Source organism: Flagellimonas sediminis (genome assembly GCF_010500845.1).
GTDB lineage: Bacteria > Bacteroidota > Bacteroidia > Flavobacteriales > Flavobacteriaceae > Flagellimonas > Flagellimonas sediminis.
The window spans coordinates 491,049-517,460 of the sequence record NZ_JAAAMI010000002.1 but is presented as its reverse complement, the minus strand read 5'-3'; the positions used below and the strand labels follow the sequence as shown (position 1 = coordinate 517,460).

Here is a 26,412-nt window from a genome sequence, read left to right as displayed (position 1 = left end):
GAATCAATGAGAAAAAAAATTAAAAATAAACGTTAACTTCAGCACCAAAATGAGTCGATCTCGTGCACTTGATTTGCACTGCTCACTTTCATCCGCCGCAGGTGGTATACATTGACCGCCCTATCCAAATAAGCTCAAAATCTCCTCGTCTAAAACGGTCAAACTTGATTCGCTATAATCCAATCCATCATCTAGTCTTTTATTGAAACTAGAAATCAGTCGTTCAGCATTATTTGTAGATTTTTCAATAAATTCCAATTGCGTTTCATCAATCGGATTTTGATTAGATTTTTCGTTTCGTTTTGTCTTGAAAAAGTCAAATATTCCCATAATTTTATTTCGTTATAGATTTTCTCAAATGTGTGGTAACGGTCTCGGCTATGAGTAGTTGCGTGGGTTAGCATTAAACTTTGCAAGTACACACCAAACTGAAAATTCGCGAGGATTTTCAGAAGTAGGCGAGAGCAAGCAATTACTTATAGCCATTGTTGTGCGTAGTTTTTATTTTTTCTAATAAGTCAGTTGATATTTTAATTAAATCTTCGTCATTAATTTTTCTGTCTAATGAAAATCGTCCATCCATTAATGATTGATAGAAATTCCGGGAAACAATTTTTGAATTATTGTAGTAGAAATCAGTATAATTAATTTTATCCCATTGAAATTCAGGATTTAATTCTCTAATGCTAACCTTTATTAATTTATCGTTTTGAAAGTAATAATCAAAAATTAAAAATCGGTCAAATCTTTCAAAAAAAATGGTTGTGGTTATGAAGTTTTTTGTTTTGTAAAATGTAAAAGGTTTCGATGATTTTGCTTTAAAGAAACGTCTTTTAACTTCCTTATCGTTTAAATAGACAAGAACATTCAATATCTTTTCTTGATAGAAACTTCTTCTAAAATCATCGAATTTTGAAGGTGTTAAATAAGAGAGATTACCATTTTCAAATACAAAGTTAACTTTAATGTCATTCGCCCAATAATTGGTCGTTATCACATTTTCGCATTTTTCAATATCGTCTATATATTTGAATGAATATTCGAGATTTTCCAAATTATTTTGAGAGTATATTTCGTAGCAAAGCGAATCAATCTTCTGTGGATTAATTTGCTCAGTTTTTGCTTCATAAACATCTTTTTCATTTTGAGATAAAACGAAGGTTGGAAGAAGAAATAATACTATAAAAATTACTAAATATTTCATTTTTCAAATTACGCACAACGGTTTGGCTATGATTTCGGCGTGGATAAATCCGGCAGGATTTGTCCGGGAGAAATCGGGCCCTGTTAATGGTTGATAGGTTTAAATTTAGCAATAAAGCAGCAATGAATTATAGCCAGTGTTACCTGTAGTTTTTTAATGAATTGTTATTGTAACATGTCGAGAGTGACACCAATCGATTACTTTTCCTTTATCATTTAATTCTATATGATAGTTATTCCCTTGTCTTTCATATGACTCATAGATATTAACAAAAAATCTTGTTGGGTCTTTAGTAGAAACCATCGGATAGCTTATGAATAATTTAGGAAAGTTGCCTCGTCCATTTCTCCTGATTCTAAATTGTTTTTTGTCAATTTTGCTTAAGTCCAATTCAAATTTGTCTGAATCGATATGTAATTGTTTGTACTCAGCTTCATCAACTTTTTTCAATTGATTTTTAAATATGGGATTTTCCAAACATTCTCCTTCCACAAAATGTCTAGTAGAATCTTGAAATTCAAAGTAATATCTATAAACGCTTATTCTTTTTTTTACAGGATTCACTTTAAGTATCTCTTTCGCATAGAAGTCAAACGCGTTTTGCTCGAAAAAAGGAAATTCCGTTTGTGCCCATCCAATTCCGACACCAAAAATCCATAATGTCAATATTTGTAAAGGTTTTTTCAAAATTACAGGTAACGGTCTCGGCTATGAGTAGTTGCGTGGTTTAGCACTTAACTTTGCAAGTACACACCAAACTGAAAATCCGCAAGGATTTTCAGAAGTAGGTGAGAACAAGCAATTACTTATAGCCATTGTTGTGGTGTCGTTTTTTTATTCAGTTTGTTTGTCATTCTCTATTTCAGATGGTGGCAAATAAGGCACAACTTCCCAAAATGATATATTGAGTTCCAATTCAGTTTTTAGTTTGTCATATTCTTGAGTTAATTCATTTAGGAAATTTTCAATTCCGTTAATTTTTTCGTCCCGATTAGATTCCATAATCATAAAATAACTTTTGATAACATCAGTTTCGTCTTCTACCTTGAAATAGGCAAAGTCGTTCTTTAAAGTCCAATCCAAAGAATCCGCCTTAATTTCTTTGCTAAAATGGTCTTTATAAAATTTACCTTTTGTAAAAGAAACATAGTGTTTTCCTTCTGGGTCAAAAATCATCGGTTCGCAATGTTCAATCGGATAAATATTCCGAACTATATTTTCTTCTTTAATGACTATTCTGGGAATACTATCATTGCAGGTTATTTCACGAATTCTGTCAATGAGTTTTCCATAATTTTTAAATTCCGATAATTTAAGAGATACATTTAAACTTCCACTTTCGCTTTTTGGAAATCCATAATTCTTTATTTCAGTTTCTTGCTTTCCACAATTTGCCAAAAGCAGCATAATTATCAAATATTTGGCAAATTTTAAATTCATTTTTAGGGTTTGTTTAAATGCACCACAACGGTCTCGTATAACCGTCATTTACGGGTTAATATGCGTTAATTTTCGGTTTGGCACTGACGTTAGCAATTCCGAGTGGATTCGGACGTAGTCGAATCCGCCGTAATTGCGGTTATACATTGTTGTAACACGTTTTTATTTTATTTCACAGCTCCGCAAATAATTCCCGAGTAATTCAGTCAAATTCTCTTTTTCTTCGAGTTTGTAATATTCATCATCTAATCGGTCGAGTTCTTGTTCTATTTCTTCATTTTCCCAATATTTATTCTGGGTTATGAATTCAAACAGGTCAGTTTGCGGTTCTTTATGTTTATTTAATATTTTGATTGCACTTTTTAAAAGTGCAAAAGTCAATTCAGCTCCAATTTTTTTCAGTCCATTTAGCGTTTCCTCTGCAAAAATTCCATAATCATTGTCGAAATACTGTTCAAATCCACCATTCATTACTTGCATATTTAAAACTCCAATTCCATACCTATATCGAACAGGTTCTGATAATTCAAAAACTGTGTCGTACCACATTTTAGTTTGACTCCAATCATTGATTTTTTCATTCAGATATTTTCCTGCAATATCATAGTAGACATAATCAATTAATTCTTCGTTTGTCAATGTTTCTTGGGTTTTCATCAAATGTGTTACAACGGTCTCGCGGTAAGAAATCGTTGGGGATTTCGAGCTGCGGTCGTATCCTGGTGCACGGGAAACGATACGAGCCGTAAGGCTCGCCATACCACCCAAACCCCCAATGTTTTTTACCGCGTGTTGTGCGGTCGTTTAGTATTAAATTTTTACATGTCAAATTCAAAATAATATGCCTTATTATTCTCATTGTCAAACCAATAATACTTATAATACTGACCTCCATTTGTCCAGCTATATTTAACGAGTTGTGAGATTTTATCTTTATCCCACCAATCAAAGTCATGCTGGAGATTAAATCCATTATCTGAGTTATTAGTATCTCTGGTCAAATTGTGGGTTTTAATAATCTTATCAGATGTCTGTGAGTTACAAGTAAATGAAAACATGTAATCAGCGTCAATTCCTATCGCATCATCAAAGCAATAAATGTTTTTAACATCCTCTGTCAACTCAACTTTTATAAAATCCTTAAATCTTCTTTTATTATTTTCTGTATCAGCTTTGTCACTGTCAAAAGGTGGAAATACCTTATCAACAACTTTATCTGTTTGTTTTTTTATTTCCTTTTTTGTCTTTGACTTGACTTTATTGGTTATATCGTCAGTCTTATTTTTAATCCGTGAGCAATTCACAAGTGTTATTGAAATCAGAACAAATGGTAATATTTTAAAATTATAATTCATAGTCAGTTATCCTATTACATGAACAACACCACCAATATTTTTTCTCTTTGTCTTCCAATCTACTTTCAGTTTTTTTTCCACAATTTGAACATTCTCGCTCAAAAGATTCATCCTCATAAGCTATATATCCACAATCATAGCAGCCCCAAGAGGTTAGGTTTACGTCATCATCAATATGCCAGGTAAAAGAATTTGCTTTACATTTCGGACAAATTTGTGTAGACATGTCTTATTATCTTAATCAAGTTATCAATTTTGCAGTGTCGTTGGTAAATGCCGCACAACTTGTTTATAGAAACGTATAATACATCTCTATACACCCAAAATAGGAATAAAAGCGATGATTTGGGTTGTTTTCTATATTAAATCTCAAACTCATCAAACGGATTCTTTATTTTGTCCAGACTTGTGGTGCTAACATGAGTGTAGATCATGGTGGTTTTGGGGCTATTATGGCCCAGTAGCTCTTGTATATATCTTATATCTGTACCATTTTCTAATAAATGCGTAGCATGACTGTGACGTAAAGTATGCAAGGTAATTGACCTTTCAATTTTGGATAAATGTAAAGAACGTTGTAAGATCTGACGTGCACTCACAGCCGAATATTTTCCGCCATTTTGACCTTCAAAAACAAAATCATTGGGAGTATAGCGGACCATGTATTTATTCAGTAAATCAATCATCCTAATTGGTATTGGAACATACCTGTCCTTGGAGCCTTTCGCTGATTTGATATGCATGGACCTCCTTTTGTTGTCAATATCCTTCACCTTGAGTTTTAGTGCTTCTCCAATTCTTAGACCACAGGAATAAAGTAAGCTGATCAAGGTTTTGTGCTTTAGGTTCGTTGTATTCTGAATTATTAGCTGGATTTCCTCAACACTCAATACCTCGGGCAGCTTCTTTGTTTTTTTAGGACGTTCCAAATTTTCTGGTAACAATTGTGTTTTCCCTTGTTGGCGGTAAAAAAGTTTAATGGCATTTATTGCTTGGTTTTGGTAAGTATATGAGAACCCATTGGCCAAAATATAATCAGTATTGAAAGTGACAATATCTTTTTCTGTAATTTCCAACTCCGTCTTTGGGAAATGAAACCGAAAGAATATAAGCAGCATCCCTTCATAAGTCCTGATTGTATTCTCACTATAGCGTTTTTGGCTCATCCAAGTTTTAAAGTAATCAATACTAAGTTTGACTTTTTTGACTATTCGGTGCCCAGCATCCACTTTTTTGATTTTCTCAGTATTTACATTGGATGATTTTCCAGTGGTTAACGCAGAATAGTCAATATAATAATTTTCCGCTCTGAGATATTGGAACAAGGCATTGGTTATTGCCTTGGAAAAAGGCAGGTAAAATGCCCCAAGAGATTTACTCCAAATAATACCATTAAACTTCTTTAAATATCCATGCAATTTCAAATTGCTTGGAAAATTCACAAGGAGAACTACCTGTCCCTCATAGTTGGATTTTGAGAATAAAACAACGGGCTTTTCCATGAAAAGTAAATTTAAAATCTGGCCGTGAGACCAGAATCGTGAAGAGGTTGGGAATCTATGAAAAGATAAGATAAAAACTATGAAGTTAATATCAGGGAAAAATGCGGAGAATATTCATCATTGGTCACCCTTTAATATGGAACTTATAAAGCAAGTTCTGTCACCTAGATTGTCAACCAAAAAAAAAGCCCCTAAAAAAGGGACTTTTCACGTCATTAAGCGGAGAAAGAGGGATTCGAACCCCCGGAGGTGTGACCCTCAACAGTTTTCAAGACTGCCGCATTCGACCACTCTGCCATTTCTCCAGTAAAAAAGAAGGTCTGTTTTCAAGATTGCCGCTCCCAATAACCATCGGGACGACCACTCTGCCAATCCTCCTAAGCGGGTGCAAATATATAAAGCTTTTTCCTTCTGTGAAAAACCAAAGCATTTTATTTTTTAATCGCACAAGAATTCAACTATTGCCTGTACTTTTGCCCCATGTTGGAATGGTATCATTATTTGCTTCTTGTTGCCGTTGGTTTTACTGTTGGTTTTATCAATACTATTGCGGGTGGGGGTTCCCTACTTTCGTTACCAACGCTCATCTTTTTAGGGCTTCCCGCCGCGGTGGCCAATGGTACCAATCGGGTGGCCATTGTAATACAGACCGCCATGGCCACGGCCGGTTTTAAGAGCAAGGGCATTTCCACCTTTCCATTCAATGTCTATTTGGGCATTTCGGCTTTTTTTGGATCTATACTGGGGGCTTGGATTGCGGTCGATATCAAAGGGGAAACCTTTAATCGGATCTTGGCCATGGTCATGTTGGCCGTGGTACTGATCATCATTTTTAAGCCCAAAATGCGAATGGAGGACATGCAGGAGCGACTCACCGGAAAATATTTATGGATCAGTTTGATTGTTTTTTTCGGCTTTGGTGTCTATGGGGGCTTCATCAACGCTGGACTTGGCTTTCTGATGATGCTGTTTACGCACTACGTTAACCGAATGAATCTTGTACGGTCCAATGCCACCAAAGTAACGGTCGTATTTATCTATATGTTGGCGGCATTGGCAGTATTTGCCTTTCATGATAAGGTCAATTGGAAAATCGGGTTAATTTTGGCCATAGGCAACGGGTCGGGAGCCTGGGTGGCAAGTCGTTTTTCGGTAAAACGCGGAGATGGCTTCATCAAGACCTTTTTGGTGGTAGCTGTAGTGATCATGGCCATAAAACTGTGGTTTTTTTAAGTCGAATTAAAATGGAACAATAGGAATGCCGGGATTTGAACTTTTTGGTGACAAGGAAAGAAAAGAGGTGCAGGATGTGTTGGACTCGGGGGTGCTTATGCGCTACGGATTTGATGGTATGCGTAATGGTCATTGGAAAGCCAAGGAATTGGAAGCAGCCCTTGCCAATCGCATGCAGACCCAACATGTGCATTTGGTGAGTAGCGGTACCGCCGCCTTGACGGTGGCCTTGGCCAGTATAGGGGTTGGTGCAGGGGATGAGGTCATTATGCCTACCTTTACCTTTGTGGCCAGTTTCGAATCCATATTGGCATTGGGAGCCGTTCCTATCCTTGTGGATATTGATGATACACTTACCTTAGACCCCGCTGCGGTGGAAAAGGCCATCGGACCACGTACCAAAGTAGTGATGCCCGTGCATATGTGTGGCTCCATGGCCAATTTGGACGCCCTGCAAAAAATCTGTACAAAACATGGACTGTCGCTTTTGGAAGATGCTTGTCAGGCCATTGGAGGTAGTTATAATGGTAAACCGCTGGGAAGTTACGGCGACCTCGGCTGTTTTTCTTTCGATTATGTAAAGACCATTACCTGTGGCGAGGGCGGGGCCATCATCACCAATAACGAGGCTTATTACGAAAATACCCATAAGTATTCCGATCATGGCCATGACCACATAGGTAGCGATAGGGGAGCGGAGCAGCATCCTTTTTTGGGATACAATTTTAGAATCTCGGAATTGAATGCTGCGGTAGGATTGGCACAACTTTCCAGATTGGACGAATTTCTTTCCATCCAAGAAAGAAACTATACCATTTTAAGAAATGCTCTGTCCGGTATTCCAGAGGTCACCTTTAGAAGAGTTCCCGATGGAGGGGAGGAGAATTATTCATTCCTCAGCTTCTTTCTTCCAACGGAGGGATTGGCACGAAAGGCACACAAATCCCTCAGGGAGAATGGAGTTGACAGTTGTTTCTATTGGTACAACAATAATTGGCATTATTATAGAAAATGGGAACACCTTACCCAGTTAAAATCGTTGGGCAATTTACCGCAAGAGATTAGGAATGCGGTTCCGGATTATACCCAAACTGATTTTTCTGCTTCCGACCATTGGATGGGCCGAACGATTTCTTGTCTTATTAAGTTAAGTTGGTCCGAAAAGGAAATGGAGGACAGGGCATCAAAAATGGTTTCCGCTATCCAGGAGACACTTTTCAATTGACAATAAGCCATTAACACTTTTCAATTTGGGTTAAGGCTGGCGTACGGAGCAAAGCGAAACATCTCATCACGTCTGTTTTTTAATAAAGTGGAACTACCCTGTCATGCTGAGCAGAGCGAAGCATCTCAAAAAAGGATTGAATGCCACATGATCAAAGGCAATAGATAACTTTAACACTTGCCCCTTGATTCTTTTCAATTTTACCCGAACGAAGAGTCTTCAATCGCAGTCTTTTAAAGAATGACAGGAGGGGAGGTACACGTACTTTAATAATTCACATATTCCACAATCTCCAATCCGTACCCCACCATGCCAACACGACGGGTGTGTGCAGAATTGCTCAAAAGACGGATTTTAGAAATATTGATGTCATGCAGTATTTGGGCGCCGATGCCAAAATCCTTACTGTCCATATCAATTTTTGGGGCACTGGTTACACCTTGCGCCTGTAATTTCTTGAATTCGGACAACCTGCTTAACAAGTTCATGGATTGGTTGCCCTGGTTGATGAAGATCATGGCACTGTTTTCTTCGGCATTCAAAACCTTGAACATGCGTTGGAGGGCTTCATCAGGGTTATTGGTCAACGTTCCCAGTATATCATTGTTCACTAATGTTGAATTGATACGGGTCAACACGGGCTCGCCACTTTTCCAGTTTCCTTTTAAAAGGGCAATGTGCACCTGGTCATTGGTGGTTTGTTGGTAGGCTCTCAACCTGAACTCGCCAAACCTGGTTTGGATGGTAAAGGCTTCCTTGAGTTCTATAAGGCTATCGTGTTCCATACGATAGGCGATCAAATCTTCAATGGAAACGATTTTAAGGGCGAATTTTTTGGCAACCTCCATCAATTGTGGCAATCTGGCCATAGATCCATCCTCATTCATGATCTCTACAATGACCCCGGCAGGCTCCAAACCGGCCAATCGGGCAAAATCTATGGCTGCCTCGGTATGTCCAGTCCGTCTTAATACCCCACCTTCCTTGGCAATCAAAGGAAAAATATGACCAGGTCTTCCCAAATCATGGGCCTTTGTGGTAGGATCGGTCAATGCCAATACCGTTTTGGCCCTGTCAGAGGCAGAAATACCGGTGGTGACACCATTTCCTCTTAAATCAACAGAAACCGTAAAAGCTGTTTCCAAAGGGTCTGAATTATGGGTGACCATTTTATGCAGACCAAGATCTTTGCATCTTCCCTCTGTTAAGGGCGCACAAATAAGCCCGCGACCGTGGGTGGCCATAAAATTGATGGTCTCAGGGGTAATGAGCTCTGCTGCGGCTAGAAAATCACCTTCGTTTTCCCGGTTTTCATCATCAACCACAATGATTACCTTGCCTTCACGAATATCGGCAATGGCATCCTCTATGGCGTTGAGCTGTATTTTTTTGTCTTTGGCGGCCATCATTCCTCTGAATCTTTATTCTTTCTCTTAAAAATGGATTTAATCCGATCCCATACATTTCCGAACCCGAACAACCCTTTGTCCGCAGTGGCTCTTTTGGTCAAGGATACGCCCAAGGGCAACATGATCAATGTGGAAAGCCACGCACCCAGGGCTGGGTGAATGTTACCTTCCTTGGCGTAATTACCAGCAAATACCCCAATAAAATAATAGGTCAAAAATAAAATAATAGCGATTACCATGGGCAATCCAAGTCCTCCCTTCCTGATAATGGCACCCAAGGGCGCCCCTACAAAGAAAAGGATGATACAGGACAGCGCCAGTGCATATTTTTGGTGCAGGGATAGGATATGGCTGTTGTAGAACTTAAATCTGGTCTGTAGCTCGTCTTTTTTAGCGATCACAGTGCTCAAAATACCGGCAACATCATTCTGTGCCTTTTTCATCACTTGCAGTTGCTCCCATAGCTCGAGATTTTTCACCAGATCATCAGTACTTTTTATGGAATCCTTATGTATTTTTTTGACTTTTTCTGAAACAATCAGTTCTGGGCCATTCTTTTGTTCCGTGCTGTCTTTTTTGGGTAGGATAGGGAATGCACCCATTCGGTTGACGATGTTCTTGGAAAAGGCCTCTACCTTTTCCAAGTTGTTTTCACGCAATGAGTCGATATCCTTGATCAACCGACTCACATTCTTCATTTTATTGGTGGTGATGTTCTGATCTTCTTCCAGATCCTGATCGTTCAGTTCCGATATGTCGATATTGATGGTATACGTCTCGAAATCGGATTTGGCAAAAGGTTGTTTTCTGCGTTCTTTGGCATCTTTTGGCTGCAGTTCCTCGTAATAATTTCCATCCTTGAGTACCAATTGGATAATATCCGATGTCTCGCTACTGATAAGCTCCCCGGATTTTGCCTTGATCACGGTAGTATTGATTCCTTGGTTCGATTTTTTATGGATGATCACATTTTCCAAAAAACGATCCTGTTCCCCATGCTTTCGGTCTACTTTGATGTTCATGCCTTGGGCAGTTCCTTCAAAATTACTGAAAACCCCTTCAGTAATGGCGGCAGCAGGTTTTACCTTGGCTATGTTCCGCCTCAGGTTGAACATTTTTTGCTCTGATTTTGGGATTACGTTATTGGCAAAGAAAAAGGTGACCACTCCCAAAAAGAGTACGAACACGATCAAACTCCGCATACCTCGCTGGAGCGAAATACCCGAAGCTTTCATGGCGGCAAACTCATAGTTCTCAGCAAAGGTCCCAAAAGTAAGGATAGACGAAAGCAATACCGTTAATGGTAAAACCTTGTCGATCAATGTAGGAATGAAATAAAAAATGAATTTGGCGATGATGACGATACCCAGACCTTTCCCGGCCAAATCATCTATGAACAGCCATATTCCCTGAAAAATGAATATGACGATCAGGATGAGAAAGGAACTGAAGAAATTATAAAGGAACCTCCTTAATATATACTGGTCTAGTATTTTCAACGCCTAGTTTCTTGTAATGTAATACCCTTTGTCCTCGTATTTTTTCTCGTTAAAGGTAAACAGAGTGCTCGAAAGTGGTTGATTGGTTTTGAAAGAATTAACGGTAATAGTGGTCTTGGTGCCATTATTTCCCGTTTGGATCAATTTATAGATATGTTTGGTTTCCGTATCTATCCCGAGCAAAATAGATTTAATCTCTGAGTTGGAATCGATAGGGGTAAGCTTTACATATTGAATTTTTCTACCGCCCACATTTTGAAGGATGTCCCATTTGTAGTTATGGCCCGTTTTGTAAAAAGTCAGCATTTTGGATGGGCTCACATTGTCCTCTTCCTCGTTCACGTCCTCAATGGTAACCTCCTCATTTTCGGGTACAATGGTGTATACTTTCTTACCATCAAACAATTGTTCCGCACCAAGGTAGTTCAACACATATTTTTCACCCTTAAGGGTTACATTACCATTGGTTTCCTGTTTTATGTTGGCCTCTGTATTTTCAAGGGAAGATTGAAACTCAATATAAATATTGTCATAGGACTTCACCTTGTTGTATACATCATCCAAAAGGGATTTTGCCTTATTGGCATCCTGACCGTAAGAAAAAAGTCCGACTGTGGCTAAAGCGATAAAAAGTATATATTTTTTGATCATGGTCTTATTTTGTTTCATTTTCCAAATGTTGTTCCAAAGAATAAATATCCGGGATCAATACCTGTCTGGCCTTACTCCCTTCAAATGGCCCCACAATTCCGGCGGCTTCCAATTGATCAATGATCCTGCCGGCCCTGTTGTAGCCCAATTTTAATTTACGTTGTATAAGGGAGGCGGAACCTTGTTGGGCCGTTACAATGACTTCTGCGGCTTCACGGAACATGGCATCCCTTTCCGAAATATCATAATCAATACTTGTGCCAGAATCCTCACCAATATATTCAGGTAACATATGGGCTTCTGGGTAAGCTCTTTGGGATCCGATATACTCAACAATTTTACCTACTTCAGGAGTATCCACAAAGGCACACTGCAAACGTGTCATGTCATTTCCCTGGGTGTAGAGCATGTCCCCACGGCCAATAAGTTGATCCGCGCCTTGGGCATCCAAAATGGTGCGGGAATCTATTTTTGAAGTTACCCTAAACGCAATACGCGCCGGGAAGTTGGCCTTGATAATGCCCGTGATCACGTTCACCGAAGGACGCTGCGTGGCAATGATCAAGTGGATGCCAATAGCCCGTGCCAACTGTGCCAATCTGGCAATAGGCGTTTCCACTTCCTTGCCAGCAGTCATAATGAGGTCGGCAAACTCGTCAATCACCAAAACTATGTAGGGTAAAAACTTGTGCCCATCATTCGGATTCAATTTTCTAGCCTTGAACTTGGCATTGTATTCCTTAATGTTCCGTACCATGGCTGTTTTTAACAACTCATAGCGGTTGTCCATCTCAATACAGAGCGAGTTCAAGGTATGGATCACCTTGGTGGTATCGGTGATGATGGCCTCGTCCGAATCCGGAAGTTTGGCCAAGAAATGGCGTTCAATTTTATTGTAAAGCGTCAATTCCACTTTTTTCGGATCCACAAAGATGAACTTCACTTCCGCAGGATGCTTTTTATAGAGCAAGGAGGTGATGACGGCATTGAGACCAACGGATTTACCCTGACCAGTAGCACCGGCCATAAGCAAGTGGGGCATTTTGGCCAGGTCCACGACAAAGGTTTCGTTGCTGATGGTCTTGCCAAAGGCGACGGGAAGCTCCATTTCCGCCTTTTGGAATTTATTGGAGGCAATCACGGAACGCATGGAAACCACCGTGGCATTTTTGTTCGGTACTTCAATGCCTACGGTTCCTTTGCCGGGAATAGGGGCAATGATGCGGATGCCCAAAGCAGCCAAGGATAAAGCAATGTCATCCTCCAGATTTTTGATTTTGGAAATACGGATACCCGCATCGGGAACAATTTCGTATAGGGTAACTGTTGGACCAATGGTTGCCTTGATCTGGGCGATTCCGATCTTATAATTTTTAAGGGTGCTGACAATACGGTTCTTGTTTTCCTCAAGTTCTTCCTGATTAATGGTGATGCCGCCAGATGCCCCATGGGCATCCAAAAGATCTAAAGGGGGAAATTTGTAATTGCCGAGTTCCAATTTGGGGTCGAATTCGCCAAAATCCTTCACCAGTTTGGCCGCCTTAACATCGCTTTCCTCTTCTTCCTTGGTTTCTTCAACAGTCAAGTCAATGTCAGATGCATCATCTTCCGGTAGGTTTACATCCAAACCGGCTTCGCTTTTAAGAGGGGGTATATCCTTTTTATGGGTGTAGGTGTCTATTTTTTCCTGGACTTTGTCGTCCATCCTGAGTTCAATGCTGCTTTCCTCATCTTCCTCGGTATCATCAGCATCAATAGGTTGTTCATTGGTGTCGGTAAAGTCCGATTTTATCTTTTGTTTTTGTGATTTGAAGAAATTAGCAAAACCTTCCGGGGTAAAATTGAAAAGTCTTACCAAGATGACCATCAATACAAATATCAAAATAAGGAACACCCCAATTTTACCTGTGTAGTCTTGAAGAAAATCATTCATCTCGTACCCGATCGATCCACCCAACAAGGGAAGGTCCGCAGCAAAAAAGCCCAAGGCCACGGAGACCCAAATGATTCCGGTTAGGCCCCAAACCCATTTTCCGACCAGGCCTTTGCCGTCAAGCCCTAAAAAAAGATACAATCCGGTGACAGCCAACAGCAGGGGAAAGGCAAACGAGGCCAATCCGAAGCCTTTGTACATGAAAAAATGGCTAACGGCCGCCCCAAACTTGTTCAAAAGGTTTTTGGCCTGCGCATTGCGATCGGCAAATTCGGAAAGCATGCTCTGGTCTTCCTGCCAAGTGAAATAAAAAGACATGAAGGAGAAAAATAGCGCTATGCTGAGAACGATCAAAAGACTTCCGAAAATAATCTTGTTCTGCTTGGAGGGTTTAAGCGAGAACTTCTTCTTGGAGGTCGTAGGTTGAGATTTTGATTTTGTCCTTTTTTTTGCCATCAATCCTGTTTAATGCGGGGCTAAGTTACAAATTTACGAGGCTACAATTGTTCTTGGATGCCATTACATGAATTTGGGCAGATAAATGATCAACCCAATGATACTGGCAATGATGGACACGATCATAACGGCACCTGCGGAAATATCTTTTATGAACCCGATTTTGGGGTCTAGGTCGGGTTGGATATAATCAGAGACCTTTTCAATTGCCGTGTTCAATCCCTCAATGCCCATCACCATACCAATGGCCAACAACTGCAAAACCCATTCCGTACTTGAAATTTCAAAATAGAACCCAGCGACCGTCATGACAAGGGCAATACAGAATTGGATCTGTATGCTGTTCTCGGTGCGCAACAGCAGGAACATGCCCTTAAGGGCATATCCCACTCCGCGGATTCTATTGGTTATGAAAGATTCCCTAGGCATTTTTCAGTGCGTCCAGCGCTGCCTCATAATTAGGTTCATTGGCGGTTTCGGCCACTTGTTCGGTATATACTACTTTTCCGTTTTTGTCCACCACCACAACACATCGGGACAAAAGGTTTTTGAAAACTGTATCCGCAAAGGTCAAACCGTAATCGTTTCCAAATTTACCGGTCTTGAAATCCGATAGCATGACCACATTTTCAATGCCTTCGGCACCACAAAATCTTTTTTGTGCAAAGGGAAGGTCTTTGGAAATGCAAAGCACCTTGGTGTTTTCCAATTCGGACGCATTCTTGTTGAAATGACGAACCGATTGGGCACAAGTTCCAGTATCTACACTTGGGAAAATGTTCAAAACCAATTTTTGTCCTTTAAAATCCGAAAGGGAGGCTTCGGAAAGATCCAATTTCGTCAATGTGAAATCAGGTGCCATGGAACCAATTTGTGGAAGATCACCGATGGTATTTGCAGGGCTTCCGCCCAATGATATGGATGCCATATGAATATGTTTTTATTTTGGCGTGAAGGTAAAAAGATTAAAGCTGAAAGGCACAAAACCTATCAGTGATTTTAGAAAAAAATTAAAGAAAAGCCCTATTCGGAAATGCTGGTAGTGAGCTGTTTGATCTTAATTTTGAAGGCAGCGAACAAGAGTGTCATGATGGGACTCAGCCAATTGAAAACGGCAAAAATGCCATATTCCGCAACACTAACACCCAAAACCCCGCTGTGATAAGCGCCACAGGTGTTCCAGGGCACTAAAACCGAAGTGACCGTGCCTGAATCCTCCAAAGAACGACTTAAATTTTCAGGGGCCAATCCACGGTCCTTGTACGCTTTGGAAAACATTTTGCCGGGCACCACAATGGCCAAATATTGGTCGGAGGCCGTAACGTTGAGCGCCAAACAGCTCCCCACGGTACTGGCAAAGAGCCCAAAAGTGGTCTTGGCCATTTTCAAGAGGGACTCGGTGATACGTTCCAAAGCTCCTATACCATCCATGATACCGCCAAAGACCATGGCGCACACAATTAGCCAAATGGTTCCGAGCATGCCAGACATACCTCCAGAGGAGAAAAGATCGTTGAGCGCGGGATCTTCCGTGGCAATATTGGTATCTACGGTAATGGCATTTAAAATGCCTTTGTAAGCGGTTTCAAAGGTCAATTGGCTGCTTCCTCCGATCTGTGCCACAATGTCCGGTTGAAAAATCAGGGCAAACACCCCGCCCAAAAGCGTACCGATCAACAAGGCCATTAATGGAGGAGCCTTTTTTACGATCAATACAATAACTGCAATAGGTACCAAAAACAGCCATCCACTAATGTTGAAGGTGTTGCTGATGTTCGTCAAAATGGAACCGGTATCGGCAACACCTGAGGTGTCAATGGTAAAGCCCATAATGATAAAGAACACCAAGGTGATGATGATGGTAGGGGTGGTGGTCAAGGCCATATAGCGAATGTGGGAAAACAAATCACCCCCTGCCATAGCCGGTGCCAAATTGGTGGTGTCGCTCAAGGGAGACATCTTGTCCCCAAAATAGGCACCTGAAAGCACGGCCCCGGCCGTCATTCCTAAAGGAATGCCCAGCGCATCCCCAATGCCTACCAAGGCAATACCCACCGTGGCAGAAGTGGTCCAACTACTTCCTGTGGCCACCGAAATAATGGAACAAATGATCACACAGGCCGCTAAAAATATGGTCGGGTTCAATATCTGCAGACCGTAATAGATCATGGCAGGAATGATACCACTCACCAACCAAGTTCCGGAAAGAGCCCCAACCATGAGCAGGATAAGCAAGGCTCCCGTGGTGGACCGCACATTTTCAGCCACTTCATCTATCATTTGCTGGTAGGAAACCTTGTTGAAGAAACCGACAATTGCCGCCACGGCACCTCCCAACAATAGGATAAATTGATTGGAACCACTCAGTGCATCGTCACCAAAGACAAAAACGTTGTAAGCCAACATACCAACCAAGGCAATCACAGGGATGAGCGCTTCGGCAATGCTAAGATTTTTGTTCTCTACAATATGTTCGTCTTCCCTAAAATGTGGTTTTTCCTCTGGATTAGCCATGTGGTCTGAGTTTGTTAAGAGGTAATATTACGATTTTGCCCCTTGTTCTGCAAACGGGATCGCAATACAATCAGACCAAAGCTGAAACAGGTGAAAGGATTCCCAAAGTTTCCATACAGTGACGCATGGATAGATAGGTTTTGTGAATATCATTGTCCAAACCTATGGAAAAACGGATAAGTCCTTGGGAAAGACCCAATTGCTTTTGTTCTTCTTCGGGGATTTCGGAAGACGTTGACGTTCCGGAAGCACTGAACAAGGTTTTGTAAAAGCCCAAACTCACTGCCAGATACCCCAATTTTTCTTTTTGCATGAGTTCCATCAAAGCATTGGCTTGGTCCAAGGAGCCAACATCCAATGTCAACATACCGCCGAAGCCGTATTCAGGGTTCATCTGTTTTTTCATTAACGCATGGCCAGGATGACTCTCTAAACCGGGATATACCACCTTTAAACCGTCCTTTTCAAATTGTTTGGCCAAATAATGGGCATTTTCACTATGTTTTTTGATGCGGATATGCAGCGTACGCATATTTTTTAGGATGGATGCCGCCCGAAGACTATCCAAGGTACTTCCGAACAGCATGCCGGCACCATTATTCACATCCTTAAGGCTAAGACAAAAATCCTTGGTGCCACAAACGGCCCCAGCCACACAGTCGCTGCTACCGTTAATGAATTTGGTGAGGCTGTGTACCACGATATCTGCACCTAATTGGGCTGCGCTGATGTTCAAAGGGGAAAAGGTATTGTCCACCACCAAAGGAATATTGTTCTTTTTGGCAATTTTGGACAGGGAAGCTATATCGGCCACCTCTAACAACGGATTACTGATCGCTTCACAATAGATCATTTTGGTTTTTGGCGTGATGGCGTTGGCAACGCCATCCAAATCCGTAATATCCAAAAATGAGGTAGTTATGTTGAACTTTTTCAAGAAATTCTTCAAGAAGGCATAGGTGCCCCCGTAAATGGTTCTACTGCATACGATATGGTCGCCACTATCGCACAATTGCATGATCACTGCACTTATGGCCCCCATGCCACTTGCAAATACGTTGGCGGACTCGGTGCCTTCCAATTGGGCCATGGCCTCTCCCAAATATAGATTGGAAGGGGAGGAATGCCTGCTGTATAGGTAACAACCTTCGGTGTTGCCTTCAAAGGTGTCGAACATCGTCTTCGCGGTCAAGAAGGTGTAGGTGGATGAATCTGATATGGAAGGGTTTACACCACCAAATTCACCAAAATATTGAAGATCTTGAATATGTTCTGCTGCTTTGTAATCCATGATATACGATTTTTTGTAAATCTATTCAAATGTTGATTAAAAGTCAATCAATTGACCTAATTAAAGGAAATAGAACTAATATTTTAATTAAAATTAGAATATTGTTCTAATTTTGAAGTATATATCGGTTTCAATAGAAAAATCATCATGATGGAATTGGATGCCTTGGACAAACAATTGGTTGCGCTTCTTCAGGAAGACTGCAAAAAGACCACAAAACAATATGCGGACGCCCTGCAATTGTCCAAAACCGCGGTGTATGAGCGCATTCGTCGCTTGGAACGGACCGGTGTCATTACCGGTTATGTGGCATTGTTGAACAAATCCAAGATCAAGCGCGACTTTACCGTATTATGCCACATTCGTTTGGTGCAGCATACCAAAGAAAATGTGTTGCGTTTTGAACGCGAGATCTTGAAGTTGGAAGAAGTGTCAGAATGTTTCCATGTTGGCGGTGATTACGACTATATTCTGAAAATCAACGTGGAGGACATGAAAAGTTATCGCGAGTTCATGATCACCAAGCTCACCGCCATCAACAATATTGGCAACACACAGAGTTCCTTTGTAATCAATGAGGTGAAGAACAGTCCTTCCGTTCATATTTAACAGCGGACCATGTATTTGTCATATCATCCAAATTGATGTATTTCAGAATCAATTGATGGGACGGTCCCGAAAAACATTCGTATTTTTACAGCTGTTTTTTATGAACAGATCAGTTACAAAAATATCCTTACAAATCATTCAATATGAATCAATATGATGTAGCTATCATCGGCTCCGGACCTGGAGGCTATGTAGCGGCCATTCGATGTGCCCAATTGGGAATGAAAACTGCCATAATCGAAAAATATGCCACCTTGGGCGGAACCTGTCTCAACGTGGGCTGTATTCCATCCAAAGCCCTTTTGGACTCTTCCCATCACTACGAGGATGCCGTAAAACACTTTGAGGAGCACGGGATTGATATTCCTGGCGAGATCAAGGTGAATTTGGCGCAAATGATTGCCCGCAAGCAGAGTGTAGTGGACCAGACCACAAAAGGTATCGACTTTTTGATGGACAAGAACAAAATCGATGTATATCATGGCGTTGGTAGCTTTAAGGATGCCACGCACATCAATATTACCAAAGAGGATGGCCAAGAAACCATTGAGGCGAAGCACATCATCATTGCCACGGGATCAAAACCATCTACCCTTCCTTTTATCAAAATTGATAAGGAAAGAGTAATCACTTCCACAGAAGCTTTGAAACTAAAAGAAGTACCCAAGCACCTGATCGTAATCGGGGGTGGGGTCATTGGTCTGGAGTTGGGCCAAGTGTACAAGCGTCTTGGTGCGGAAGTTACCGTGGTAGAATACATGGACCGTATCATTCCGGGAATGGACGGAGCCCTTTCCAAAGAACTTACCAAGGTTATGAAAAAGCAAAAGGTGCAGTTCAACCTTTCGCACAAAGTGAAATCTGTGGAGCGTAAAGGAGATGAGGTCATCGTAAAAGCTGATGATAAAAAAGGCAATGAAGTGACCATGACCGGAGACTATTGCTTGGTTTGTGTGGGCCGCAGACCTTATACCGATGGATTGAACCTTGAAGCGGCCGGTGTAAAAATGGACGACAGAGGTAGAGTGGAAGTGAACGATCATTTGCAGACCAACGTTTCCAATATTTATGCCATTGGTGATGTAATCAAAGGAGCCATGTTGGCCCATAAAGCGGAAGAAGAAGGGACCTTGGTCGCCGAATTATTGGCAGGCCAAAAACCGCATATCGATTATAACTTGATTCCAGGAGTGGTTTACACCTGGCCGGAAGTTGCAGCAGTGGGTAAGACCGAAGAGCAATTGAAGGAAGAAGGCGTGGAGTACAAAGTGGGACAATTCCCGATGCGTGCCTTGGGTAGATCCCGTGCCAGTATGGATTTGGACGGTTTCGTGAAGATTTTGGCGGACAAAAAAACCGATGAAGTATTGGGAGTCCACATGATCGGTGCGCGTTGTGCCGATTTGATCACCGAAGGTGTCACTGCCATGGAGTTTAGGGCTTCTGCAGAGGATATTTCACGCATGAGCCATGCCCACCCAACGTTTGCGGAAGCTGTGAAAGAAGCAGCATTGGCCGCAACAGCTGATAGGGCGTTGCATATTTAAGGAATACATAAAATAAAAGGATAGCAAAGCATTCAGTTTTAGGACTGGATGCTTTTTTAGTATCGACTATTCGCGTACGGTACGGAATACTCTTTTCAGGAACAATCTTGCCCTCACAAAAAGTTCAAGAATAATTGGAATGGAAGCCTCTCTCAAATCAATTAATTGAGAGACAATTGTAGCGTAGCCCAAACTGATCTGGGATTTGATACGCTCTTCGTACTGGTTGTATTTCAAGGCCAAAAAAGTGCAGGCAACCATAAAGGCCAATGCTCCGGAGATGGCCACTTGCGGAGCCAAGGAGTGGTTAAGGAATCGGTACAGTCCCAATCCCGTAAAACTACCATAAAGGATGATAAAATGTATCACGTAGATGGAAAGAGTACTCGCGCCAATATTCAAAACGGTTTTGTTGGTCATGAACTGGCGAAGCACCATAAATACCGCAAAAACTATGAAAACATTTCCTAATCGGATGAAAAGGTAATTATTGGCCAAAATCATTTTGAACAACTCCAATCCTGTTACATCGTACAGGCCATCAAACATTCGGGAGGATTGATAGATCAACAGATAACCAACCACTAACGCTATGGAAATGGCGGCAGGGAACAAGTATTTGGATTCCCTGTACTTGGTGAACAATACTGAGATAAAGGCTCCCAAGGCCGTATACCCAAACCAAGGAATGATGGTGAACACAGATCCGTTGGCCTTGGTAAAATAGTTGGCAATCAAATCAGGCAAGAACGAGAACGTCCATTGTTTGTAAACAGGTTCCAAGAGGAAAAGCAATAAGGTAATCCCGATCAATACCGATGGAAAAACATCTTTTCTTTTGTTGGAGGTGAGTAAATACAAGCCGATGATGCCCAAAATGGAAAGACCGATGCAGTGCAGTACATCCACCAAATAAAAGGAATTATACAGTTGCCCTTTAAAAAGACCAAAAAGGTTCAATCGGAGCAAATAACCAATGAGCAACAGTTGTAAACCACGACGCACACCTTTGGCAACCCTTGGATTTTCCAATCCCATTTGGGGTACCCTGATGAGCAAATATGTAAAGATGAATCCTGAAACGGTAAAGAAGACAGGAGCGGTTATTCCCCTGAAATAGAGCCAAATATTGTATACGGGATTAGAAGTATCCCTAAAAACAGGGTCAAGAAGCCCATCGATGAAATGCCCCTGTAACATCATCAAAATGGCCCATGCCCGCATGGCATCAATAAAAAATAACCTGTTGGTCTTTGCTGTCATTCGGTCAAATATTATCCTATATACTTGTTTAGCAGTAGGTTTGGATGCTTTTCGTGGCAAAAATATGCAAAATACTCGCTTCTGATCCGCAATTGGGGTATTTTAGCGAAACAATCAACGATTTTCGGGTATGGCTGCAATATTGGCATTTGCTGGAAGCAATTCTTCCACTTCTATTAATTTTAGATTGGTAAAACTTACTGTTTCCTTGGTGCAATCCCATGAGGTTCAGGTGTTAAACATGGCCAATTGTCCTTTTCCCATGTTCAGTGAAGATGTGGAAAAACAGAAAGGGTACTCCAATTCGTTGGTAGAATTGCGAGACGACATTCAAAAAAGCAAAGGCCTTATTTTGTCTGTAAACGAACACAATGGGAATCCTTCGGCGTATTTTAAAAATGTATTGGACTGGTTATCGCGCTTGGACCGCAATTTTTTGCAAGGCACCAGGATCCTGCTGATGTCCACTTCCGGAGGAAAAAGAGGGGCAAAGGGATCTTTGTCGGTCATTGAAAACATGCTCCCTCGGTTTGGTGGCGAGGTGGTGACCAGCTTTTCCCTACCTTCTTTTTACGATAATTTTTCAGATGAAGGAATTCTTGATGCCGATTTGAAAACGGCTCATGAAACCGCTTTGCAAACCTTTCTGGATTCTTTAAAATAAATTGCCTTGCGAATCCTTCGCTCCTTTAAGGTCAAATCTATCTCCGAGACCAAAAGCGCTCTGTTGCAGTGGTCCAAACCGTTTGAGCAGGTGGTTTGGTTGGATAGTAACGGCCATCGTGACCGTTATGGTTCGTTTGAAGCTTGCCTTGCTTTTGGGGAAGAAAAGCGTTTGAACACTTTGGATGGGATCGCTTCTTGCTTGGAAATGGATCCAGACTGGCTTTTCGGCTATTTTTCCTATGACCTTAAAAATGAACTGGAGGATTTGGTTTCCGAAAACGCAGATGGCCTGAATTTTCCAACACTTTATTTTTTCCGGCCCAAAAAAGTCATCGTATTGGAGGGGGATGCCCTTCATTTCAAATATTTGGATGTTTTAGGTCATGAAATCGAATCCGATTTTCAGCAAATTTCCAGTTTCATTGATTTGAAAGGACCATCGACTCCAATGCTCCAACCTGTCAAGATCAAGATGCGTATCCACAAGGATGCCTATTTTGAAAAAGCGAAACAGTTTTTGGGGCACATCCACAGAGGGGATATATACGAGGCCAATTTTTGTCAGGAATTTTATGCTGAAGATGTCCTTCTCGATCCCCTCAATATTTACAGTAAACTCAATGCCATTTCGGAGCCGCCGTTTGCAACGTTTATGCGACTTGACAATCACTATTTGATGTGTGCCTCCCCAGAAAGGTCCCTTAAAAAAGTAGGACAAAAGGTTATTTCGCAACCTATTAAGGGCACCGCCCCCCGCGGGAAAACCAAATCTGAAGACCTGAAATTGAAAACAGAATTGGAGCAGGATGAGAAAGAAAGGGCCGAAAACATCATGATTGTCGACTTGGTTCGTAACGATCTGTCCAAGAGTGCTGTACGAGGTAGCGTTCAAGTAGAAGAACTTTGCAAAGTGAACAGCTACAAGCAAGTACACCAAATGATCTCCACCATCGGTTCAATGGTTTCCAAGGATAAAAACCCTGTGGAATTGATCAAGGAAGCCTTTCCCATGGGTAGTATGACCGGGGCTCCAAAACTATCGGCCATGCAGATCATTGAAAATTTAGAAGAAACCAAACGTGGACTCTACAGTGGAGCCGTTGGGTATTTTGAACCCAATGGGGATTTTGATTTTAACGTAGTCATCCGGAGTATCTTGTACAATGGAGCGAACAAATATGCTTCCTTTTCGGTAGGGAGTGCCATCACTTCAAAATCAGACCCGGAGAAAGAATACCGGGAATGTTTGCTCAAGGCAAAAGCCATGCGTAAAGTATTGGAAAAAGGCTGATGTTTATTCGTAATTTTGCTTTATGCTGTCCAAATTTAAAAGCCACATCAACACCAAACTTTCTTTTTTAAAAGGAAAAAAACTATTGCTGGCCTGTAGTGGGGGACTGGATAGTGTGGTGTTGGCTCAGCTTTGCAAGGCAATCGGGTTGGATCTCACATTGGCGCATTGCAATTTTAAATTGCGAGGAACTGAAAGCGATGGTGACGAGGCCTTTGTTCGGAATCTGGCCAGTTCTTTGGAACTTGAGGTCTTGGTAAAGGAATTCGATACCTTGGATTACGCCCAAAACCATAGGGGCTCGGTCCAAATGGCGGCCAGGGAGTTGCGTTATCAATGGTTCAACCAACTTTTGGCAGACAAAAGCTTTGATTGCCTGCTCACGGCCCATCATCTTGATGATGATTTGGAAACCTTCCTAATCAACCTTTCCCGAGGCACCGGTTTGGAAGGACTTTTGGGAATTCCAGAGCAGAACGATAAAGTCATTCGCCCTTTGTTGGTCTTTACCAGAGAAGAGATAACGGCTTATGCCGAAGAACAAAAAATCCAATGGCGGGAAGATAGCAGCAATTCGGAATCCAAATACCTCCGAAATAAGATTCGGCATGGGATTGTTCCCAAACTGAAGGAGCTGCACCCAACATTTGTCCAAAATTTTATCCAGACCCAATCGTATTTGCATCAGACCAGTGATTTGGTCAACAATCATTTGGAGGAGGTCAAGACTAGGTTATTCCAAAAAGCCGATGGTACAATCAAGGTCAATGTAGCCGATTTACAAAAGTTACAGCCCTTGCAAGCCTATCTATACGGATTGTTCCATGGGTTCGGCTTTTCCGATTGGGAAGCGGTTCATGGATTATTGACCTCCATGAGTGGCAAGGAAGTGCTTTCCAAAACCCACCGCCTGTTAAAAGATAGGGATCAGTTGATCCTTTCCAAAATAAAAACTAGGGTAAATGAACATTTCCCTGTCTTTGATAAGGATACCATGCTCGAACAGCCCATCAAATTGACCATGGAAAAGGTGGACAGTGTGACGAAACCATTAACCAATACTGTATTTTTGGATAAGGAAAAGTTAAACTTCCCGATGGTGTTAAGAAATTGGGGGAAAGGCGACTATTTTTATCCCTTCGGGATGAAAGGCAAGAAAAAGTTGTCCAAGTTTTTCAAGGATGAGAAGATTGATGTCGTTTCCAAGGAAAAGCAATGGTTGTTGTGCTCGGACGATGAAATTGTTTGGGTAGTGGGCAAAAGGGCCGATGAACGATTCAGGGTTGACGATTCGACCCGACAAATAGTAAAGATTACATGGATTTCATGAGAGTATTGAAAGTTTTTTTAGGTTTATTCTTCATCAATCTAACCCTGTTTGCACAAACGGATACCAATCCCGCAGTTTGGAGCCATGAAGTACACAAATTATCAGACACAGAATACGAACTGGTCTTTACGGGAAAGATCATGGATGGCTGGCACGTGTATTCCCAGTTTACTGCAGAAGGAGGTTCCTTGCCCAGCGAATTCACCTTTGAAAAAGCGGGCCAGGACTACGAACTGGTAGGCGGTACCGAGGAAAGCGAAACGATCAAGGAATATAGTGACGTGTTCGAGGTGGAAGAGACCTTCTTTAAAAAAGAGGCCATTTTTACTCAAAAAATAAAACTCCTCAAGCCTGATGTACGGCAGGTTACCGTCAATTTGTTTTACCAGATCTGCAAAGAGGTCTGCATCCCTAAGGATCAAGTGTTCGAAGTTTCATTGGATGGGGGTGATTTTGTGGCCGACACCAAAACCTTGGATGACCGTAGTGTGGCCCTCGGTGAGTCCCTTAAACTGGATTTGAAGAACAAGGAACTGCTTAATCAAGGTGGTTTGGTGGATTCTGAGGGAAAATCGAATCTTTGGATGATTTTCGGGCTTGGCTTTTTGGGAGGGTTGATCGCCTTGTTGACGCCCTGCGTCTTCCCGATGATCCCGTTAACAGTTTCATTCTTTACGAAACAATCCCAAAACAAATCCAAGGGAATTGCCAATGCGGTGCTGTACGGGTTGTTTATTGTAATGATCTATTTCTTGTTGAGTTTGCCCTTTCACTTGTTCAATTCCGTCGACTCACAGATTTTGAACACCATTGCCACCAACATTTGGCTCAACGTGTTCTTCTTTGTCATTTTTGTGTTCTTTGCCTTTTCGTTCTTTGGGTATTACGAACTCACCCTGCCAAGTTCTTGGGCCAATAAGATGGATTCCGCTTCATCCAAAGTAGGTGGGGGATTGGGCATCTTTTTTATGGCATTGACCTTGGCCATTGTATCATTTTCCTGTACGGGCCCCATTTTGGGAGGTCTTTTGGGCAGTACCACTTTAGCGGAAGGTAATGTGGCTACTAACTTGACCATGGGTATGGTGGGTTTCGGTTTGGCTCTGGCCTTGCCTTTTGCCTTGTTCGCCATGTTTCCTGCTTGGTTGCATTCCTTGCCAAAATCTGGCGGTTGGATGACGACTGTAAAAGTGGTGTTGGGCTTTTTGGAACTGGCTTTGGCCTTTAAGTTTTTGTCCAATGCGGATTTGGTAGGCAATTGGGGAGTGTTCAAACGGGAGATTTTTATAGGGATATGGGTGGTATTGTTTGTGTTGATGACGCTTTACCTCTTCGGGGTGTTCCGTTTTCCACATGATGGCCCCAGAAAAAACCTTTCACCCTCAAGAAAAATGGTGGGGCTTTTAAGCTTTGCCTTCTCTGTCTATTTGGTTCTTGGGCTGTTCCATGTCACTAATTTGAAACTGTTGAGCGGATTCCCACCGCCAAGTTTCTACAGTATTGTGGAAACCGAGAGCGATTGTCCGTTGGGATTGGATTGTTTCAAGGATTTTGAGGAGGGAGTGGCCTATGCCAAAGAGGTGAACAAGCCCATTCTACTCGATTTTACCGGTTGGGCCTGTGTCAACTGTAGAAAAATGGAAGAAAACGTTTGGAGCGATGCCAGCGTGTATCCCATCCTAAAGGATGAGTATGTGTTGATCTCACTTTATGTGGATGATAGAAAGGAACTTCCCGAAGACCAAAAATTCGATTTTAAGTTTGATTCAGGAAGAATAAAGTCCATCGAAAATGTTGGCCAGAAATGGGGTACTTTTCAGACGGTCAATTTCAACGCCGCATCACAACCCTATTACGTCTTGATGACCCCGGATATGGAAATCCTGAACGATGCCGTGCAATATGTGGATGTGGAAACCTATCAAAAATGGTTAAAATCCGGTTTGGAAAAGCATCAGCTGTCTATGAACAAATAACGATTATTTTTCATGGGA

The 26,412-nt window shown here is 41.6% G+C and carries 24 protein-coding genes and 1 tRNA gene; 8 read left to right on the top strand and 17 right to left on the bottom strand.

Annotated elements, in window-relative coordinates:
• Positions 1-120: 120 nt before the first annotated feature.
• The 8 genes from GTK07_RS06935 to GTK07_RS06900 all read right to left on the bottom strand — a co-directional run bounded on the left by GTK07_RS06935 (position 121) and on the right by GTK07_RS06900 (position 5,806).
• Positions 121-330, bottom strand: coding sequence for a hypothetical protein (locus GTK07_RS06935; RefSeq protein ID WP_163634381.1), 210 nt, complete (start codon positions 328-330; stop codon positions 121-123).
• A 142-nt stretch (positions 331-472) separates the two neighbouring features.
• The gene (locus tag GTK07_RS06930) at positions 473-1,204 is read right to left on the bottom strand and encodes a hypothetical protein (RefSeq protein ID WP_163634379.1); all 732 of its coding nucleotides are present in this window, start codon (positions 1,202-1,204) and stop codon (positions 473-475) included.
• A 153-nt stretch (positions 1,205-1,357) separates the two neighbouring features.
• Positions 1,358-1,891, bottom strand: coding sequence for a hypothetical protein (locus tag GTK07_RS06925; RefSeq protein ID WP_163634377.1), 534 nt, complete (start codon positions 1,889-1,891; stop codon positions 1,358-1,360).
• Between the two features lie 147 nt (positions 1,892-2,038).
• A complete protein-coding gene (locus GTK07_RS06920) occupies positions 2,039-2,692 on the bottom strand; it encodes a hypothetical protein (RefSeq protein WP_163634375.1) in 654 nt (217 codons plus the stop codon).
• Positions 2,693-2,806: 114 nt separating this feature from the next.
• Positions 2,807-3,403: a DMP19 family protein gene (locus GTK07_RS06915; RefSeq protein ID WP_235932478.1), complete on the bottom strand. Its 597-nt coding sequence runs from the start codon at positions 3,401-3,403 to the stop codon at positions 2,807-2,809.
• Positions 3,404-3,462: 59 nt separating this feature from the next.
• The gene (locus GTK07_RS06910; RefSeq protein WP_203583749.1) at positions 3,463-3,999 is read right to left on the bottom strand and encodes a hypothetical protein; all 537 of its coding nucleotides are present in this window, start codon (positions 3,997-3,999) and stop codon (positions 3,463-3,465) included.
• Between the two features lie 362 nt (positions 4,000-4,361).
• Positions 4,362-5,501: a tyrosine-type recombinase/integrase gene (locus GTK07_RS06905; RefSeq protein WP_235932464.1), complete on the bottom strand. Its 1,140-nt coding sequence runs from the start codon at positions 5,499-5,501 to the stop codon at positions 4,362-4,364.
• A 220-nt stretch (positions 5,502-5,721) separates the two neighbouring features.
• Positions 5,722-5,806, bottom strand: a tRNA-Ser gene (locus GTK07_RS06900).
• A 175-nt stretch (positions 5,807-5,981) separates the two neighbouring features.
• Here GTK07_RS06900 and GTK07_RS06895 point away from each other — a divergent pair.
• Together GTK07_RS06895 and GTK07_RS06890 are read left to right on the top strand one after the other, a co-directional pair.
• Positions 5,982-6,734: a sulfite exporter TauE/SafE family protein gene (locus GTK07_RS06895; RefSeq protein ID WP_163634371.1), complete on the top strand. Its 753-nt coding sequence runs from the start codon at positions 5,982-5,984 to the stop codon at positions 6,732-6,734.
• Positions 6,735-6,759: 25 nt separating this feature from the next.
• Positions 6,760-7,959 (top strand): DegT/DnrJ/EryC1/StrS family aminotransferase, encoded by a 1,200-nt coding sequence (locus tag GTK07_RS06890; protein WP_163634369.1) that lies wholly within the window; start codon positions 6,760-6,762, stop codon positions 7,957-7,959.
• A gap of 266 nt (positions 7,960-8,225) precedes the next feature.
• Here GTK07_RS06890 and ribB read toward each other — a convergent pair whose 3' ends face one another.
• The 8 genes from ribB to GTK07_RS06850 form a co-directional block, all read right to left on the bottom strand.
• Positions 8,226-9,365 carry a 3,4-dihydroxy-2-butanone-4-phosphate synthase gene (gene ribB / locus GTK07_RS06885; protein ID WP_163634446.1) on the bottom strand — a complete coding sequence of 380 codons (1,140 nt, stop codon included), beginning with the start codon at positions 9,363-9,365 and terminating at the stop codon, positions 8,226-8,228.
• Complete coding sequence (locus tag GTK07_RS06880; RefSeq protein ID WP_163634367.1) at positions 9,365-10,867, bottom strand: LptF/LptG family permease; 1,503 nt, start codon at positions 10,865-10,867, stop codon at positions 9,365-9,367. The genes ribB and GTK07_RS06880 overlap by 1 nt, the downstream gene beginning before the upstream one ends.
• 3 nt (positions 10,868-10,870) lie before the next feature.
• A complete protein-coding gene (gene lolA1, locus GTK07_RS06875; RefSeq protein WP_417938967.1) occupies positions 10,871-11,536 on the bottom strand; it encodes an outer membrane lipoprotein periplasmic chaperone LolA1 in 666 nt (221 codons plus the stop codon).
• Entirely contained in the window at positions 11,523-13,907 is a 2,385-nt protein-coding gene (locus tag GTK07_RS06870) for a DNA translocase FtsK (RefSeq protein ID WP_163634365.1), read from the bottom strand. Before GTK07_RS06870 ends, lolA1 begins: the two co-directional genes overlap by 14 nt.
• A 63-nt stretch (positions 13,908-13,970) precedes the next feature.
• On the bottom strand, positions 13,971-14,336 hold the full coding sequence (locus tag GTK07_RS06865; RefSeq protein WP_163634363.1) for a diacylglycerol kinase family protein: 366 nt from the start codon (positions 14,334-14,336) through the stop codon (positions 13,971-13,973).
• The gene (gene tpx / locus GTK07_RS06860; RefSeq protein ID WP_163634361.1) at positions 14,329-14,835 is read right to left on the bottom strand and encodes a thiol peroxidase; all 507 of its coding nucleotides are present in this window, start codon (positions 14,833-14,835) and stop codon (positions 14,329-14,331) included. Before tpx ends, GTK07_RS06865 begins: the two co-directional genes overlap by 8 nt.
• Before the next feature lie 95 nt (positions 14,836-14,930).
• On the bottom strand, positions 14,931-16,421 hold the full coding sequence (nhaC, locus tag GTK07_RS06855) for a Na+/H+ antiporter NhaC (protein ID WP_163634359.1): 1,491 nt from the start codon (positions 16,419-16,421) through the stop codon (positions 14,931-14,933).
• 70 nt (positions 16,422-16,491) lie between these two features.
• Entirely contained in the window at positions 16,492-17,712 is a 1,221-nt protein-coding gene (locus tag GTK07_RS06850; RefSeq protein WP_163634357.1) for an aminotransferase class I/II-fold pyridoxal phosphate-dependent enzyme, read from the bottom strand.
• A 150-nt stretch (positions 17,713-17,862) separates the two neighbouring features.
• Between GTK07_RS06850 and GTK07_RS06845 the strand changes: the two genes are divergently transcribed.
• Both GTK07_RS06845 and lpdA read left to right on the top strand, forming a co-directional pair.
• Positions 17,863-18,321, top strand: a complete 459-nt coding sequence (locus tag GTK07_RS06845; RefSeq protein WP_163634442.1) for an Lrp/AsnC family transcriptional regulator — start codon at positions 17,863-17,865, stop codon at positions 18,319-18,321.
• Between the two features lie 143 nt (positions 18,322-18,464).
• The gene (gene lpdA / locus GTK07_RS06840) at positions 18,465-19,868 is read left to right on the top strand and encodes a dihydrolipoyl dehydrogenase (protein ID WP_163634355.1); all 1,404 of its coding nucleotides are present in this window, start codon (positions 18,465-18,467) and stop codon (positions 19,866-19,868) included.
• A 66-nt stretch (positions 19,869-19,934) separates the two neighbouring features.
• Here lpdA and GTK07_RS06835 read toward each other — a convergent pair whose 3' ends face one another.
• The gene (locus GTK07_RS06835; protein WP_163634353.1) at positions 19,935-21,131 is read right to left on the bottom strand and encodes an acyltransferase family protein; all 1,197 of its coding nucleotides are present in this window, start codon (positions 21,129-21,131) and stop codon (positions 19,935-19,937) included.
• 130 nt (positions 21,132-21,261) lie between these two features.
• Here GTK07_RS06835 and GTK07_RS06830 point away from each other — a divergent pair, with 130 nt between their 5' ends.
• The 4 genes from GTK07_RS06830 to GTK07_RS06815 are packed head-to-tail and all read left to right on the top strand — an operon-like array spanning position 21,262 to position 26,394.
• Positions 21,262-21,795: an NADPH-dependent FMN reductase gene (locus tag GTK07_RS06830; RefSeq protein WP_163634351.1), complete on the top strand. Its 534-nt coding sequence runs from the start codon at positions 21,262-21,264 to the stop codon at positions 21,793-21,795.
• A 6-nt stretch (positions 21,796-21,801) separates the two neighbouring features.
• The gene (locus tag GTK07_RS06825) at positions 21,802-23,088 is read left to right on the top strand and encodes an anthranilate synthase component I family protein (protein ID WP_163634349.1); all 1,287 of its coding nucleotides are present in this window, start codon (positions 21,802-21,804) and stop codon (positions 23,086-23,088) included.
• A gap of 22 nt (positions 23,089-23,110) precedes the next feature.
• Complete coding sequence (tilS, locus tag GTK07_RS06820) at positions 23,111-24,418, top strand: tRNA lysidine(34) synthetase TilS (RefSeq protein WP_163634347.1); 1,308 nt, start codon at positions 23,111-23,113, stop codon at positions 24,416-24,418.
• Entirely contained in the window at positions 24,415-26,394 is a 1,980-nt protein-coding gene (locus tag GTK07_RS06815) for a protein-disulfide reductase DsbD family protein (RefSeq protein ID WP_163634345.1), read from the top strand. Before tilS ends, GTK07_RS06815 begins: the two co-directional genes overlap by 4 nt.
• Positions 26,395-26,412: the final 18 nt, after the last annotated feature.